Annotated in this window: 13 protein-coding genes; 5 read left to right on the top strand and 8 right to left on the bottom strand. The window is 53.7% G+C overall.

Annotated elements, in window-relative coordinates:
• Positions 1 to 132: 132 nt before the first annotated feature.
• Complete coding sequence (locus HP435_RS03620; RefSeq protein WP_063229564.1) at positions 133 to 507, bottom strand: hypothetical protein; 375 nt, start codon at positions 505 to 507, stop codon at positions 133 to 135.
• Between the two features lie 150 nt (positions 508 to 657).
• Between HP435_RS03620 and HP435_RS03615 the strand changes: the two genes are divergently transcribed.
• Positions 658 to 2,835 (top strand): EAL domain-containing protein, encoded by a 2,178-nt coding sequence (locus HP435_RS03615; RefSeq protein ID WP_173599453.1) that lies wholly within the window; start codon positions 658 to 660, stop codon positions 2,833 to 2,835.
• Positions 2,836 to 2,935: 100 nt separating this feature from the next.
• Here the strand turns inward: HP435_RS03615 and purN are convergent, their stop codons facing one another.
• Genes purN through purC form a run of 7 tightly spaced genes read right to left on the bottom strand, consistent with a single transcriptional unit; the run spans position 2,936 to position 9,897 of the window.
• Complete coding sequence (purN, locus tag HP435_RS03610) at positions 2,936 to 3,547, bottom strand: phosphoribosylglycinamide formyltransferase (protein WP_122965565.1); 612 nt, start codon at positions 3,545 to 3,547, stop codon at positions 2,936 to 2,938.
• Complete coding sequence (gene purM / locus HP435_RS03605; RefSeq protein WP_173599452.1) at positions 3,541 to 4,581, bottom strand: phosphoribosylformylglycinamidine cyclo-ligase; 1,041 nt, start codon at positions 4,579 to 4,581, stop codon at positions 3,541 to 3,543. Before purM ends, purN begins: the two co-directional genes overlap by 7 nt.
• Before the next feature lie 31 nt (positions 4,582 to 4,612).
• Positions 4,613 to 6,031, bottom strand: a complete 1,419-nt coding sequence (gene purF, locus HP435_RS03600) for an amidophosphoribosyltransferase (RefSeq protein WP_122965567.1) — start codon at positions 6,029 to 6,031, stop codon at positions 4,613 to 4,615.
• Positions 6,016 to 8,259 carry a phosphoribosylformylglycinamidine synthase subunit PurL gene (gene purL / locus HP435_RS03595; protein WP_122965568.1) on the bottom strand — a complete coding sequence of 748 codons (2,244 nt, stop codon included), beginning with the start codon at positions 8,257 to 8,259 and terminating at the stop codon, positions 6,016 to 6,018. The genes purF and purL overlap by 16 nt, the downstream gene beginning before the upstream one ends.
• Positions 8,240 to 8,932, bottom strand: coding sequence for a phosphoribosylformylglycinamidine synthase subunit PurQ (gene purQ, locus HP435_RS03590; protein ID WP_122965569.1), 693 nt, complete (start codon positions 8,930 to 8,932; stop codon positions 8,240 to 8,242). The genes purL and purQ overlap by 20 nt, the downstream gene beginning before the upstream one ends.
• 4 nt (positions 8,933 to 8,936) lie before the next feature.
• On the bottom strand, positions 8,937 to 9,185 hold the full coding sequence (gene purS / locus HP435_RS03585; protein ID WP_122965570.1) for a phosphoribosylformylglycinamidine synthase subunit PurS: 249 nt from the start codon (positions 9,183 to 9,185) through the stop codon (positions 8,937 to 8,939).
• Complete coding sequence (gene purC / locus HP435_RS03580; protein ID WP_122965571.1) at positions 9,178 to 9,897, bottom strand: phosphoribosylaminoimidazolesuccinocarboxamide synthase; 720 nt, start codon at positions 9,895 to 9,897, stop codon at positions 9,178 to 9,180. Before purC ends, purS begins: the two co-directional genes overlap by 8 nt.
• 265 nt (positions 9,898 to 10,162) lie before the next feature.
• Here purC and HP435_RS03575 point away from each other — a divergent pair, with 265 nt between their 5' ends.
• The 4 genes from HP435_RS03575 to HP435_RS03560 all read left to right on the top strand — a co-directional run bounded on the left by HP435_RS03575 (position 10,163) and on the right by HP435_RS03560 (position 15,045).
• Positions 10,163 to 11,878, top strand: a complete 1,716-nt coding sequence (locus HP435_RS03575; protein WP_173599451.1) for a methyl-accepting chemotaxis protein — start codon at positions 10,163 to 10,165, stop codon at positions 11,876 to 11,878.
• Positions 11,879 to 11,981: 103 nt separating this feature from the next.
• Positions 11,982 to 13,181, top strand: a complete 1,200-nt coding sequence (locus tag HP435_RS03570; protein WP_173599450.1) for an iron-containing alcohol dehydrogenase — start codon at positions 11,982 to 11,984, stop codon at positions 13,179 to 13,181.
• Positions 13,182 to 13,269: 88 nt separating this feature from the next.
• The gene (locus tag HP435_RS03565; RefSeq protein WP_122965574.1) at positions 13,270 to 14,385 is read left to right on the top strand and encodes an aminopeptidase; all 1,116 of its coding nucleotides are present in this window, start codon (positions 13,270 to 13,272) and stop codon (positions 14,383 to 14,385) included.
• A gap of 201 nt (positions 14,386 to 14,586) precedes the next feature.
• The gene (locus HP435_RS03560) at positions 14,587 to 15,045 is read left to right on the top strand and encodes an AraC family transcriptional regulator (protein ID WP_173599449.1); all 459 of its coding nucleotides are present in this window, start codon (positions 14,587 to 14,589) and stop codon (positions 15,043 to 15,045) included.
• The last annotated feature ends 143 nt before the right edge of the window (positions 15,046 to 15,188 follow it).

Below are 15,188 nucleotides of genomic sequence, written 5' to 3'. Positions count from 1 at the left end.
ACGAACATTCCTTTCATATTAAAACATAATTGTACGTTTTTATCAAGAGTTTCCTCAGCGAAAACAAACGCAGCCGCCCATGCCTGTTCGGCACTCGCGACTGCACATTCCCGCTTTTTTCCGGCAGCAGGCTTACCGCTTCTTTTTGTTTCCACCGGACAGCTTTTTCACCCGCTCGGCAAGGGACAGATGCTTGCTCTTCCCAGCCGCTCTCGACGGCTTTTTGGGCTTGCTGCTTTTGGCCTTGACCTCTTTCGCTTTCGGGACCATGCTGCCCAGTTCTTCCATGGAAATGGACTTGCCGTTTTTCATCCTGTCCTTGACGCGTTCCTTCGTCTCCTCGGGAACGTCAAGTCCCATGTCGGACAGTTCTTCCATCAGCTCGTCGATATTGCCCCCGCCTTTGGGAAATTTTTGTGCGAGCTTCATAATATCGTTCAGCGTCCATTCCCGCCCTGTTCGCTTGCTTAGCTTGCCCAGCAAATCGGCAACAAAATCTCCGCTCAAATCGGCTCCTCCTCTTCAGCTGCTTCTTTTTACAATATGTCGGCAGGGCGGATTTGGTTTGCTTTCAGACGTACGAATCGTTTGTTGACAATGATTCTCAGTTTCATTAACATAAATGGTACTATTACATGCATCAGCCCGGAGGCTTACATGAAGTCAACTCGCCATCAGCTGCTTTTTCCACCAGTTGACGATTCTTTGGGTGCCATGCCTTCCTCAGCCTTGCATGAAACTTTGCTACAGCCCATTCTGGAGCACATGGAGGCCGGAGTGACTGTGTACGGGCTGGATGGGCGCATCCTTTTTTTCAATGAAGCGGCCAAGCGCTTCGGCATGTCCGAGCCTATAGACTTGCATGAACATACGTACGGCTCTTATTCCTTTTACCATCCTGACGGCAGCACTCCTGTAGCTTTTGCGGAGTTGCCTTCTGTCCGCGTGTTGCGCAACGAACAAGTCTACAACCAGGAGATCTGGGTACAGCCTCTCGGAAAAGCTGTTTCCATCCTGGTCGCCAACGGCAAGCTGCTGTCCTCGCCCACCGGAGAACCTGTCGGCGCCTTGATCGTCACTCACGATATTACGGAGCGAAAATGGGCGCAGCAGCGTCTGGAAGTGAGCGAGCAGCGCTACAAATCTTTGTTTGAGCATAATCCGAATATCGTCTGCTGGCTCGACTTGTCCGGAAGATTCCTGAACGTCAATCCCGCTTTTGAGTGCGTGACCGGATACACCCTGGACGATGTGCGCAATCAGTCTTACCGGGCGCTGCTGAATCAGGAAGGGATTCGCCGCGTGCTTTTGATGTCCCGGAACGCCCAGCAAGGAAGCTCGGACAACTACGATATTTCCACTTTTCATAAAGACGGGACGCAAATCGAACTGAATGTCACCGTCGTCCCGATCGTGGTGACGAATACGGTCGTAGGCTATTTCGCCATCGCCACCGATATTACGAAACGAAAGCAAACCGAAGCCATGATTCACTATCTCGCCTATCACGACACGTTGACGGGCTTGCCGAACCGCTCCCTTTTCCAAAGCAGGCTCGATGCCGCTCTCGAACAGGCCGCCTGCGAGCAAAGCCAGCTCGCTGTCCTGTTTCTCGACCTGGATCGGTTCAAATACATCAATGACACACTCGGACATTCCACGGGAGACGGCCTGCTTGCGCAAATCGCCCGGCGACTGCAAGAGACTGCACGTCCTAACGATACGGTCTGCCGCTTGGGCGGCGACGAATTTACGATCATCCTGCCCCGGATGTCCCATACGGAAGCAAAAAGGTTCGCAGAAGCCGTTTTGCAAAGGCTGAGCATGCCGATCACGGTTGGTGACCAAAGCTTTGTGGTCACAATCAGCATCGGAATCAGCCTTTTTCCACAGGACGGCACGGACGCGGAAGCTTTGGTCAAAAATGCGGACGCAGCCATGTATCAGGCGAAAGAACACGGCCGCAACAACATCCAGTTTTTCCAACCGGAGATGAACGACGCCTTCGTCAAAAAAATGACGTTGGAAGCCGGACTGCGCACTGCGCTGGAGAACGAGGAATTTCAGTTGTACTATCAGCCCCAGTACGACAGCAAGCACGAGCATATTGTCGGCCTGGAGGCGTTGATCCGCTGGCAGCATCCGGTGTATGGCATCGTCTCTCCGCTTGATTTCATTCCGCTCGCCGAAGAGACGGGACTGATCATTCCCATCGGTCGCTGGGTGTTGCAGACAGCTTGCCAGCAGTTCGTCAGGTGGCAGCAGCAAGCTTTGCCTCCTGTGCGGCTTGCCGTCAATTTGTCGATGCGCCAGTTGCAGGACAAGCATCTGGTGACGATGGTCCAAGACATTTTGCAACAAACGGGGCTACACCCAAGCTACCTGGAGCTGGAAATAACCGAAAGCATCGCCATGCACAGGCTTGACGCTGTCATTCCCCGCCTGCAAAAGCTGCAAGCCATGGGCATCCAGATATCGATTGATGACTTCGGCACCGGGTACAGCTCGCTTAGCTGCTTGCAGCTTTTGCCGATCAATTCGTTGAAAATCGATCAGTCGTTTATGCGCAACATGTCGGACTCTTCTTCTCACTTGCCGATCGTCACCGCAATCGCAGCCATGGCTCACAGCCTGAAGCTGTCTCTCGTAGCAGAAGGCGTCGAAACGAAGGAACAGCTATCGTTTTTGCGATCGCTTGGCTGCCTGACGGTGCAGGGCTATTTTTTCAGCAAGCCCGTTCCGGCGGATGAATGCGAAAAGCTGCTGGCCAAAAGCGCTGCCCGTTCGGATAAGCGGATTTTTCCCGGGACTGGTTGCACAAGCTCAGCTGAATAAACCGTATCTCGGACCGTGCGCGAGAGAAAGATTTTGACCCTCACGCTGCCAGCACGAAAAAGACCGACACGATTGAGCTGTGTCGGTCTTTTGTTGCCTGTTATGATCTCACCTGAACTTGCCGTCCTGCAACCTGCACCCGGCCTTCCGCCAGCATGCCGATGACTTCCACCAGCAGTCCGTGCTCCACGGCGTGGATGCGCGCTGCCAGCGTTTCCGCCGTATCTTGCTCCTGCACTGCTACCGGGACCTGAGCGATGATCGGCCCCGTATCGAGACCGGCATCTACCAGATGTACCGTTACCCCCGTTATCTTTACCCCGTAAGCAAGTGCCTGACCGATCGCGTCTTTGCCTGGGAAAGCTGGCAACAGCGACGGATGCAGATTGATGATGCTTCCTTCGTAGGCAGCCAAAAGCGTTTCGCCCACCAGCCGCATATAGCCTGCCAGCACGACCAGCGAAATCTCCCGCTTTTGCAGCTCTTGCACGACTTCTGCTTCAAAAGCTGCCTTGTTGGCGTAATCTTTTGGCTGAAACACGAATGCTTCAATGCCCAGACGTTCCGCGCGTTCCAGCACCTTCGCCTGCGGCTTGTCGCATACGAGCAAAGCGACTTCCACACCGGGAAGTCGGCCTGCCTGGACAGCCTGCACGATCGCTTCGAAGTTGGAGCCGCTTCCTGAGGCGAAAATGGCCAGCTTTCTCACCATTCCACCCCGTTGTATACGACTTTGCGCTCACCCTCCTGAATGTTGCCAATCAGGTACGGCTGCTCGCCAAGCTCTTGCAGTTTTTCCATGGCGCTCGCTGCGTCTGCTTCTTTCACGACCAGCATCATGCCGATGCCCATGTTGAACGTTTTGTACATGTCGGGATACGAAATGTTTCCCGCTTCCTGTACAAGTGTGAAAATCGGCAGAACAGGCCAGGAGCCTACGTTAATGACCGCTTGCGTGTTTTCCGGCAACACGCGCGGGATATTTTCCGTGAAGCCGCCGCCTGTGATGTGGGCCAAAGCTTTTACTTCAAACGATTCGAGCACAGCCAGCACTTGCTTCACGTAAATGCGAGTCGGGGTCAGCAGCTCTTCGCCGAGCTTTTTGCCCAATGCGTCTACATGGTCATGCAAGGACATGCCCTTGTCTGCCAACAACACTTTGCGCACGAGCGAGAAGCCGTTGCTGTGCACGCCGCTGGAGGCAAGCCCGATCAAAACGTCACCTGCTGCCACATTCGCACCCGTGATCATTTTGCTTTCGTCGACAACCCCTACGGTAAATCCGGCGATGTCGTATTCACCCTCTGCGTACATGCCTGGCATTTCAGCCGTCTCGCCGCCAATGAGCGAGCAGCCGGACTGGGAGCAGCCCTCGGCGATCCCGCTGACAATCGCCTCGATTTTTTCCGGAACGACTTTGTCTACCGCCAAATAGTCGAGGAAAAAGAGCGGCTCCGCGCCTTGCACCACGACGTCATTGACGCACATGGCAACGGCGTCGATCCCGATCGTATCGTGTTTGTCCATGGCAAAAGCCAGCTTCAGCTTCGTGCCCACCCCGTCGGTACCAGAGACGAGAATCGGCTTTTCGTATTTTTTCGTGTCCAGACGGAACAGTGCTCCGAAGCCGCCCAAATCGGTCAGCACTTCGGGACGGAATGTCCGCTTCACGTGTTTTTTCATGCGTTCGACTGCTTCGTTACCCGCATCGATGTCTACGCCCGCTTGTTTGTATGCTTCACTCATCGTTTCTCCCCCTTGCAAGAGGTTGCTTGTATTAGCACTTGGTCGCTGGTAGCGCCTCTTCAAATTCAATCTCGGTCGGATACTCCCCTGTAAAGCAGGCGAGGCAGTGTCCTTTGTTTGGAGCCGAATCCTGGCGGCCGATGGCATTGATCATGCCCTCGACGGACAAGAAGGACAAGGAATCGGCTTCAATGATTTGACGAATTTCCTCTACCGACTTGGTCGACGCAATCAGCTCGTCGCGCGTAGAGGTATCGATTCCGTAGAAACAAGAGTTCATGACAGGCGGAGAGCTGATGCGGACATGAACTTCCTTGGCGCCAGCTTCGCGCAGCATGCGGACAATCCGGTTGCTTGTCGTACCGCGCACGATCGAATCGTCGATCATGACGACCCGTTTGCCTTCCACGACTTTGCGAACGGCAGACAGCTTGAGATAAACAGCCCGCTCGCGCAGCTCCTGGCTCGGCTGGATAAAAGTACGGCCGACGTAGCGGTTTTTGATCAGACCGATCTCGTACGGAATACCTGTCGCTTCCGCAAAACCGATCGCCGCCGAAATACTCGAATCCGGCACCCCTGTAACCACATCAGCGTCGATAGCCGATTCCAGGGCAAGCTGCTTGCCGAGGCGCTTTCTCGCCATGTGGACGTTGATCCCGTCGATGTCGCTGTCAGGACGGGCGAAATAAATGTATTCAAACGTGCAAATCGAGCGCTGCGTTGTCTCGGTATGCTTGGTTTCGATGATGCCATCCTGATCGACCACGATCATTTCTCCCGGCTGAACATCGCGCCAGTACTGCGCCCCGATAATATCGAACGCACAGGTCTCGGAAGCCACAGTGATCGCATCCCCCAGTCGGCCGAGAGACAGCGGACGGAGTCCATTCGGATCAAGCGCGATGACCAACTGCTTCTCGTTCATGACCAACAGCGCATACGCGCCCTTGATGTGCTGGAGAGCATCTTTTACTGCTCCTGGCAAATCGCGGCTCTCGGAGCGTGCGATCAGGTGGGCAATAACCTCGGTGTCGCTTGTCGTTTGGAAAATGGAGCCTTTCGCTTCCAGCTCTTTTCTCAGGACAGCGGCATTGACGAGGTTGCCGTTATGAGCAACAGCCATGCTGCCTTGCGCGTAGCGGAAAAACAGCGGCTGGGCATTTTCGATTTTGCTGGAGCCAGCGGTCGTATAACGGGTATGACCGATGGCGATATGGCCGCGGAATTTTTCCAGGTCGCCTTTGCCGAATGCTTCGGAGACGAGTCCCATTCCCCGGTGCTTATACCACTTCTCGCCGTCGGAGGCGCAGATACCTGCGCTCTCCTGACCGCGATGCTGAAGGGCATGCAGACCCAGATAGGTCAATTGGGATGCTTCCTTGTGGTTGTAAATGCCAAAGACGCCGCATTCTTCATTCAGTTTGTCCCAGATTACCCGATCAAACATGGAATCGCATCCTTCCAGGCTGCTTTCACCTCTTGAGTGGAAGCGTTGATTGCTTCCGTACCGTTCACTGTTACTACCAGACGCTCGCCGCCAATCGTACCGATTTTTGCAGCTGGTACGCCATGCTCACCTGCCAATGCCACAATCGCTTCCGCCTGCTCTTTGCTTGCGCTGAGCAAGATGCGGGATTGGGATTCGCTGAACAGCAGCACGTCTGTGCGCAAGTCGGATGTAAGCTCGACTTGTGCGCCGATGTTTTTGCCGAAGCAAGATTCTGCCAGCGCTACACCTAGACCGCCTTCGGACAAGTCGTGCGCGGAATTGACCAAGCCTTGGCGAATCGCTGTGAGCACGAGCTTTTGCACAGCGGCTTCCTTGGTCAGGTCCAGTTGCGGCGGACGACCGGAGATTGCGCCTGTCACGAGCTTTTGATACTCGCTGCCGCCCAGCTCCGCGAACGTGTCGCCGAGCAGGATGATGACGTCGCCCTCGTTTTTAAAGTCTTGCGTCGTAATATGGTCAACATCGGTGATCAGACCGACCATGCCGACAGTTGGAGTCGGGTAGATCGCATCGCCGCTGCGTTCATTGTAAAAAGATACGTTACCGCCGATAACAGGCGAGTCGAGGGCCACGCACGCTTCACTCATGCCTTCGCACGCTTTCTCGAACTGCCAGAATACTTCCGGCTTTTCCGGGCTGCCGAAGTTGAGGCAGTCGGTGATCGCAAGCGGCTCGGCACCGGAGCACACGACGTTGCGCGCGGATTCCGCTACCGCGATGGCTCCGCCCACTTTTGGATCGAGATACACATAGCGTCCGTTGCAATCGGTTGTCATGGCAAGAGCCTTGCGCGTGCCGCGCACCATGACGACTGCTGCGTCAGAACCAGGCTTCACTGCTGTATTCGCGCGTACGATATGGTCGTATTGCTCGTACACCCATGCCTTGTTGGCAACAGTCGGCTGCGCCAAGAGACTTTTCAGCGTCTCGTTCAGATCTTTTGGCTCCTCGATGGCAGCCAGCACATCTACTTTTCCGTTTGCTTCATAGTAAGCAGGCACTGCGGAAGGACGGTGGTAAACCGGAGCGTCATCTGCCAGGCTGTTTGCTGGCACTTCTGCTACGACCTCGCCTTTGTGCAACAGGCGCAGCTTGCTGTCATCCGTTACTTTGCCCACGACAGCGGAGGCCAAGCCCCATTTGTCAAAAATCGCGATCGCTTCCGCTTCCTTGCCTTTTTCCACAACGACAAGCATGCGCTCTTGCGATTCGGACAGCATCATTTCGTAAGCAGACATGCCTGCTTCGCGCTGCGGCACGAGATCCAGGTTCATCTCGATTCCGTTGCCCGCTTTGGATGCCATCTCCGAGCTGGAGCTGGTCAAACCAGCCGCGCCCATGTCCTGAATCCCTACGACGATTCCTGTGTCGATCAGCTCCAGGCACGCTTCCAGCAGCAATTTTTCCATGAACGGGTCGCCCACTTGTACAGCCGGTCGCTTTTTCTCCGATTCCTCGGTCAGCTCTTCGGAGGCAAAAGTCGCGCCGTGAATACCGTCGCGTCCTGTGCTCGCCCCGACGTAAATGACCGGGTTGCCGATACCGGAGGCTACGCCTTTTTGAATTTTCTCGTGGTCGATCAGACCCACGCACATAGCGTTGACGAGCGGATTGCCTTCATACGTAGGATCGAAGTTCACTTCTCCGCCAACGGTAGGAATCCCGATGCAGTTACCGTAGCCGGCAATTCCCGCAACCACATGTTCAAACAAATATTTGACGCGTGGCGTGGTCAGCTCGCCAAAGCGCAGCGAGTTGAGCAATGCGATCGGGCGTGCACCCATGGAGAATACATCGCGGATGATCCCGCCCACGCCTGTAGCTGCTCCCTGATACGGCTCGATAGCAGAAGGGTGGTTGTGGCTCTCGATTTTGAATACAACAGCCTGGTTGTCGCCGATGTCCACGATCCCGGCACCTTCACCTGGTCCTTGCAGAACGCGAGGGCCTTTTGTCGGGAACTTGCGCAGGACAGGCTTGGAGTTTTTGTAGGAGCAGTGCTCAGACCACATAACGCTGTACAATCCGGTTTCTGTCCAGTTTGGCTGGCGTCCCATAATCGTTACTACACGTTGGTATTCTTCGTCAGTCAGCCCGATCTCACGGTAGAGCTTCTGATCGGCAATTTGCTGGGCGGTCGGTTCTTTATGCGTGAGTTGTGACACTGTTTTGTTCCCTCCACGTCTTCAGGATCGAGGTAAACATGCGGCGGCCGTCATCGGATGTCATCCACTTGTGGACAGCGCGCTCCGGGTGAGGCATCATGCCGAGTACGTTGCCGCGCTCGTTGCAAATGCCTGCGATATCATCAAGAGAACCATTCGGGTTCTCGCCATTGTAGCGGAAAACGATCTGTTTGTTCGCTTTAAGCTTCGCGAGCGTTTCTTCATCACAGTAGTAGTTTCCTTCGCCATGCGCGATCGGGATTTGGATTTCTTCCCCAGCCGCATAGTCGAGGGTAAATGGTGTTTCGTTGTTGTCGACGCGAAGCCCGGACAGCTTGCAGGCGAATTTGAGGGAACGGTTGCGCAAGAGAGCGCCTGGCAACAGCCCTACCTCTGTGAGGATTTGGAAGCCGTTACAGATTCCCATTACCAGCTTGCCTGCTTCTGCTGCCTTCACCACTTGCTCCATCACGGGCGAAAAGCGAGCGACCGCGCCACAGCGCAAATAGTCTCCATAAGAGAATCCGCCCGGCAAAAGGATTGCGTCATAACCGGACAAATCTGTTTCAGAATGCCATACGTAGTCAACAGGCACTCCCATGACATCTTCAACTGCGTTGTACAAATCTACATCAGCATTCGAGCCTGGAAAAACGATAACGGCTACTCGCATATCCTTAGCCCTCCACGATCTCAAAGCGATAGTCTTCAACCACCGTGTTAGCCAGGAGCTTTTCGCACATTTCACGTACACGCTCTTCTGCCTGCGCACGATCTGCCGTGTTCAGTTCCAGTTCCATGTACTTTCCGATACGCGCATTGTTTACTTCGTCAAAACCTAGAGTGTGCAAAGCCCCTTTTACTGCATGGCCTTGCGGGTCCAGAACGCTCTCGCGCAGGGTTACATAAACAACAGCTTTAAACATGTACGTCTCCTCCCAGTCTCTTCAGCATTTCTTGATACGCTTCTTCTACATTGCCCAAATCGCGACGGAAGCGGTCTTTGTCCAGCTTCTCTTTTGTGACAGAGTCCCAGAAACGGCATGTGTCCGGGGATATTTCATCGGCGAGGAGAATCTCCCCGTCCGGCGTTTTTCCAAATTCGAGTTTGAAATCGACCAGCGTAATATTGCGCTCGGCCAGATAAGGTACGAGAACCTCATTGACAGCAAGTCCCATGCGCTCAAGCGTCGTCTGGTCACTTTCGCTCGCAATTCCCAACACTTTGATATGGGAGGCGTTTACCAACGGATCGCCCAGTGCGTCATCCTTGTAGTAAAACTCAACAACTGGCTGCGGGAGAACAGTTCCCTCTTCCATGCCAAGACGTTTGGCAAGTGAACCTGCCGCGATATTGCGGACAACGACCTCCAAAGGGATGATCTCCACTTTGCGGACTACTTGCTCTGTTGCAGACAGCAGCCGGACAAAATGGTTGTCGATGCCTTTTTCCTTTAGCATGGTGAAAAAGATAGCGGTAATACGGTTGTTCAGCTCACCTTTTCCGGTGATTTGCGCCCGCTTCTCTCCGTTGAATGCTGTAGCGTCGTCTTTGTACTCTACCCAGTATTGATCAGGCACAGATGTCCGATAAATACGCTTCGCCTTACCTTCGTAGAGTTGTTCCTGTTTTTCCACTGTAGGAGCCACCTTCCCAGATAAAAAGGTTGAGTTACGATTAATTCACGAACGATTCAACTACATTAAAACACAATCATACGCATTTATCAACGAAAAATGCGTGAATACGATTCGACAAACGTTCGGAAATTGTTGCATAATCGTTGTTAAGTTTTCGTTAACATTCGTTTACACGTTATCCATACTGGCTTTACATCCGCTCTTTACAATAGTCCTTAGTCACAGGACTCCACGACTATCCATATAATCAGGGGGACATCGGATGAAGACGCACCTTATCTTTGGCAAACTACTAGCCCCATTTACGCACTGGCACAGACGCGCACGGCTCCATACGAAGCTGACCGTGCCGCTGTTCTGCCTTTTGCTCCTCTCTTTCGCAGCGATCGGCGGGACTTTTTACACGCAGGCCAAAAAAATCATGATCGCCCAAATGGAAGCCAGACTCGATTCGGAGACGGACAAGACGACGGAAAAAATTTCCCTGTTGAAGTTCGCCTTTGTCACCGACGAGGAAACTTATCTGAAAAGGCTGGAGTTCGAGCTGTTGCAGCAAAAAAATTCTTTGGCCCAGGAAGGCCTCGATGTTCAGCAATACGTCGTGCGCAGCGGCGCGTTTCAGCCGATTCCCAACGTGACGAAGCAGGGAGCGATCCCCGTTCCGCCTGAGTACGCGCATCAGTTGGAAGCCGAACGCTACGGCGTCATCCACATCCCGATTGACGGGACGATACATACTTTGGCCTTTACTCATTCACCTGAAGAAAATTTCGTCTACGTCATCGACGTGCCGCAAGAGCAATATTTAGTCCATCTGCACGAAACGACCAGACTGATCCTTTTTGCCATTGCAGGAAGTCTCGTCCTCTCTGTTTTACTATGCTTGTTTATTGTGCGAGGTATTACGAATCCGTTCCAAACATTGATCCAGGCCATCCAAAAGGTCAGCGCCGGCGATCTGACACAGCGCTCCGCTCTGGAAAAGGAAGGGCCGGAAATCCGGGCGATCTCGCATCACTTCGATTATATGGTCGAGCAGATGCACCTCATCATCTCCGAGTTCCAGTCGATGATTCAGGAGTTGAATCGCGGCGGCATCGAGATCAGGCAGACCGCTGACGAGGCAGGGGAGCGCTCGTCGATGCTTTCCATCCGCCTGGACACGGTGAATAAAGGCGTAGAGCAAACAGCCGCTTCAACCGAACAGGCAAGTGCTTCTTTTCAACGGATGCGCGCTTCCATCGACATGCTGTTTGCACGAATCGCGAGTGTGATCGAAGCAGGCGGCCAGATGGAATCGGTCACGCACAGCGGCCAAAGCAGAATTGACGAGTTGACGGTCATCTTCCAGCGCTTTTTCCAAACGTACAAGCAACTGGACACCCGTATGGCAAACATGCAAGAGCAGTCGGCGTCGATCGGGCACGCGGTTTCGTTGATCGAAAACTTGGCGAAGCAAACCAAGCTGCTCGCCCTGAATGCCAGCATTGAGGCGGCACGGGCCGGCGAGTACGGACGCGGCTTTGCCGTAGTAGCGAGCGAAGTCGCCAAGCTCGCACACGAATCGGAAAAGGCAGCGCTTGAAATCAACCGCCTGATGGCTTCGGTTCAGACTGAGACGCTTTCCATCTCACGCGAAACTTCCCAAGCTTCCACCCAGCTCCAGGAGAGCGTGCAAAAGCTGGAAGAAGCGGAAGACGCCTTCCTCCATCTGCGCCAGGCCGTCGACCGGACGACCGGGGAGCTGCGCGCAGCCACAGAAGGGCTGTCCGACATTACCCAAGGCATGCAGGATGTCGACCACACGCTGGTTACGTTCCTCGCGATCTCGCAGGAAACGAAAAGCAGCACAGAAGAGATGCTTGACGCCTCCAAGGAACAGCTTTCATCCGTAGCCAAGTCGCGCCATCTGGCCTCCGAGCTGCTCGCTTTGTCCACGCGGCTGCATGAAATCAGCGAGAGATTTCGTGTGGCTTGATCCAAATGCCAAGAGCCTTCTTCGCTTTTGCAAGAAGGCTCTTTTTTTGTCTTTATGTTACACTGTCTTTGGTACAACCTACACGTGAAAGAAGGAATATCAGATGTTTCCCTTTGAAGTATCTTTTCCTACCCATATCTACTTCGGCATGGGCGAACTTGCGCGTTTGGGCCAGGCAGCGAAAACTCTCGGTAACAAAGCGCTTCTCGTCACAGGTGGCAGCGCAGCCAAGCGCACAGGTCTGCTTAGCCGCGCCATTACGCTCCTGCAAGAAGCGCAAGTAGCCTATACTCTTTTTGACAAAATTGAACCGAATCCGCGCACAGCGACCGTCGATGCCGGAGCAGCGCTTGCCCGCGAAGAGCAATGCGACTTCGTGCTGGCCTTGGGCGGAGGCTCTGTTATGGATGCAGCCAAAGCCATTGCCGCCGCAGCCGTTTCCGGGCGGCCCATCTACGACTACATGCGCGGCAACCCGAGCGGCTCAGGCAAATGGCTGGTGCCCGTGCAGGAAGCGCTCCCGCTTCTCACCGTGCCCACTGTGGCTGCAACCGGATCGGAAGCAAACAATATCAGCGTCCTGACCCACTGGGACACACACGAGAAATCTTCCATAAACGGCCCGGCCCTCTATCCGAAAATCGCGATTCTCGATCCATCGATCACATTTACCGTTCCCGCACGCGTCACGGCAGAGTCATGCGCAGATATTTTCTCGCATCTGTTTGAAACATACTTGATCAGCGCAGACAAAACGAATGTGCAGGACGGGATCACGGAAACGCTCATTCGGCTCGTTGCGGAGCACTCCGTTACCGCCATTCGCCAACCGGATCACGAAGAGGCACGTTCCACTTTGCTCTGGGCAAGCACGCTTGGCATCAGTCCTTTTGCCAATGCAGGGCGCGGCGCCGGAATGCCTCTGCACGGAATCGAACACCCGTTGAGCGGCATTTACGACATGGCACACGGGCGTGGACTGGCGATTCTTTCGCTTCCTTATTTCGAGCAGGTCATTTTGCCGGAGCGTCCAGAGAGACTGGCGCGCATGGGCCGACACTGCTTCGGAGTTACCGAGGAAGACGAGCAAGCCGCAGCGCGCGCAACCATCGCGGCTGTTGCCCGCTGGTATGAAAGCATGGGCATCACCGAGCGGCTTTCTGACTTTGGCGTAACGCAGGACGCGCTGCCAAAAATGGCCGAAGAAGCGATTACGATTGGCGGACGCGGTGCCGGACATCTGCCGAGCGCCAGAAAACTGCATGCGGAAGATGTCGTCGCCATCTACCAGGCTTGCCTGTAAATACTGCACGAACATACTGGCAGGCACGCGCTTTCCTGTGCGATAATGAGATTAATAAAAATTTTTTTACTATATGGAGGTCGTACATATGGCAGATCCACGCATCAATGAACTGGCTAGCCGCCTCGTCCGCTACTCTCTCAATTTGCAAAAAGGGGAAAAAGTCCTGATCGAAAACACAGGGCTGCAACCTGAGCTTGTACGTGCGCTCGTTCGCGAATCGTTCGCTGTCGGCGCTCTGCCATTGGTAACGTTGAAAGACCAGGAAGTGCTGCGCGCGCTCTACCAAGGAACGAGCGAAGAGCATATGGCATTGATGGCCAAATACGAATACGAGCGCATGAAAGACATGGACGCGTACATCGCGATCCGCGCTTACGACAACATCAACGAATTTGCCGATGTTCCGGAAGACAAGATGGGCATCTACTCCCGTGTCCTGTATCAGCCAGTGCACACAAACGAACGCGTGCCAAACAAACGCTGGGTCGTTTTGCGCTACCCGAACAAATCGATGGCGCAACTGTCCAATATGAGTCTGGAAGGCTTCGAGGACTTCTACTTCTCCGTCTGCAACCTGGACTACGCGAAAATGTCCAGAGCGATGACACCGCTGAAAGAACTGATGGAGCGCACCGACCGCGTCCGCATCGTCGGGCCAAAAACCGACCTGCGCTTCTCCATCAAAGGCATCAACGCTGTCAAATGCGACGGCAAGCGCAACATCCCGGACGGCGAAGTGTACACAGCGCCTGTTCGCGATTCTGTAGAAGGCACCATTTTCTACAACGCCGCTTCCAACTACCACGGCATTTCCTTCACCGATGTGCAATTCACTTTTAAAGAAGGAAAAATCGTCGAAGCGACCAGCTCCAATACAAAAGCGCTGAATGACATTCTCGACACCGACGAAGGCGCTCGCTATATCGGGGAATTTGCCATTGGCTTCAACCCGCACATCCTGCATCCGATGCTGGACATCCTGTTCGACGAAAAAATCGCCGGAAGCTTCCACTTCACGCCTGGCAACGCCTACACAGTAGCGGACAACGGAAACCGCTCCTCTGTTCACTGGGATTTGGTGCAAATCCAGCGTCCGGAATACGGCGGAGGCGAAATCTGGTTTGACGACGTGCTGATCAGAAAAGACGGCCGCTTCGTGCTGCCAGAGCTGGAAGGCTTGAACCCGGAAAATCTGGTGTAGGGCATACCGTATAGCACGTCTAGCACTAACAATGGATAGGCTTCAGAGAACATCTGAACCCTATCCATTTTTTCATGCTGATGTTCCGTGAAAATCATCATTTTAAAATTTACAAAAAATTCTAAAAATTAATGCAAATGTTTTTTAGAACATGCTACAGTCAATACGCAACCAAATCCACGAAGAAAGGAAGTACCATCCATGAAATGCAAAGTCGAAACTATTCCCCCCTATCGCATTGCGTATATGCGGCGAGTCGGTCCATACGGTCCTGCCAATGTGGAAGTAATGGAGGAGCTAAAAAAATGGGCGAAGGAGAAACAGCTTCTGGAATCGGCTATCCTGTTTGCCATTCCACAAGATAACCCACAGACAACCGCTCCTGAAAGCTGCCGATTTGATGCTTGCATTGTGCTCTCCGCAAATTATCAGTTGGACGATGCCGATTCCATTTGCGAAGGCGAGCTTGCGGGCGGGAATTACCTCGTTTTCGAAGCCAAGCATACAGCAGAGGACATCCAGCGGGCGTATGCTGAAATTTTTCCTGCTCTCCACAGCAAAGGATACACGATGGACAGCAAGCCCATTTTGGAAAAATATACGGGCGATATCACGACCAATCCTTATTGCGAAATATGTGTGCCAGTAACAGCGTTATAGATTAGTCTTATGGCATGGCAATACTTGCAGCGATAGCGTTGACGGCGCGACACGACATGGCGCGGCGTGACGACCGTCCGGCAGAAAGTTCATTCCTGGCTTTTGTTCGCTCGACGCAAAAACTACAATGGGGATGAGAAACG

The sequence above is a fragment of the Brevibacillus sp. HD3.3A genome (assembly GCF_013284375.2).
GTDB classification, from domain to species: domain Bacteria; phylum Bacillota; class Bacilli; order Brevibacillales; family Brevibacillaceae; genus Brevibacillus; species Brevibacillus parabrevis.
The sequence above is the reverse complement of the archived record's forward strand: the minus strand, read 5'-3'. Positions and strand labels throughout refer to the sequence as shown.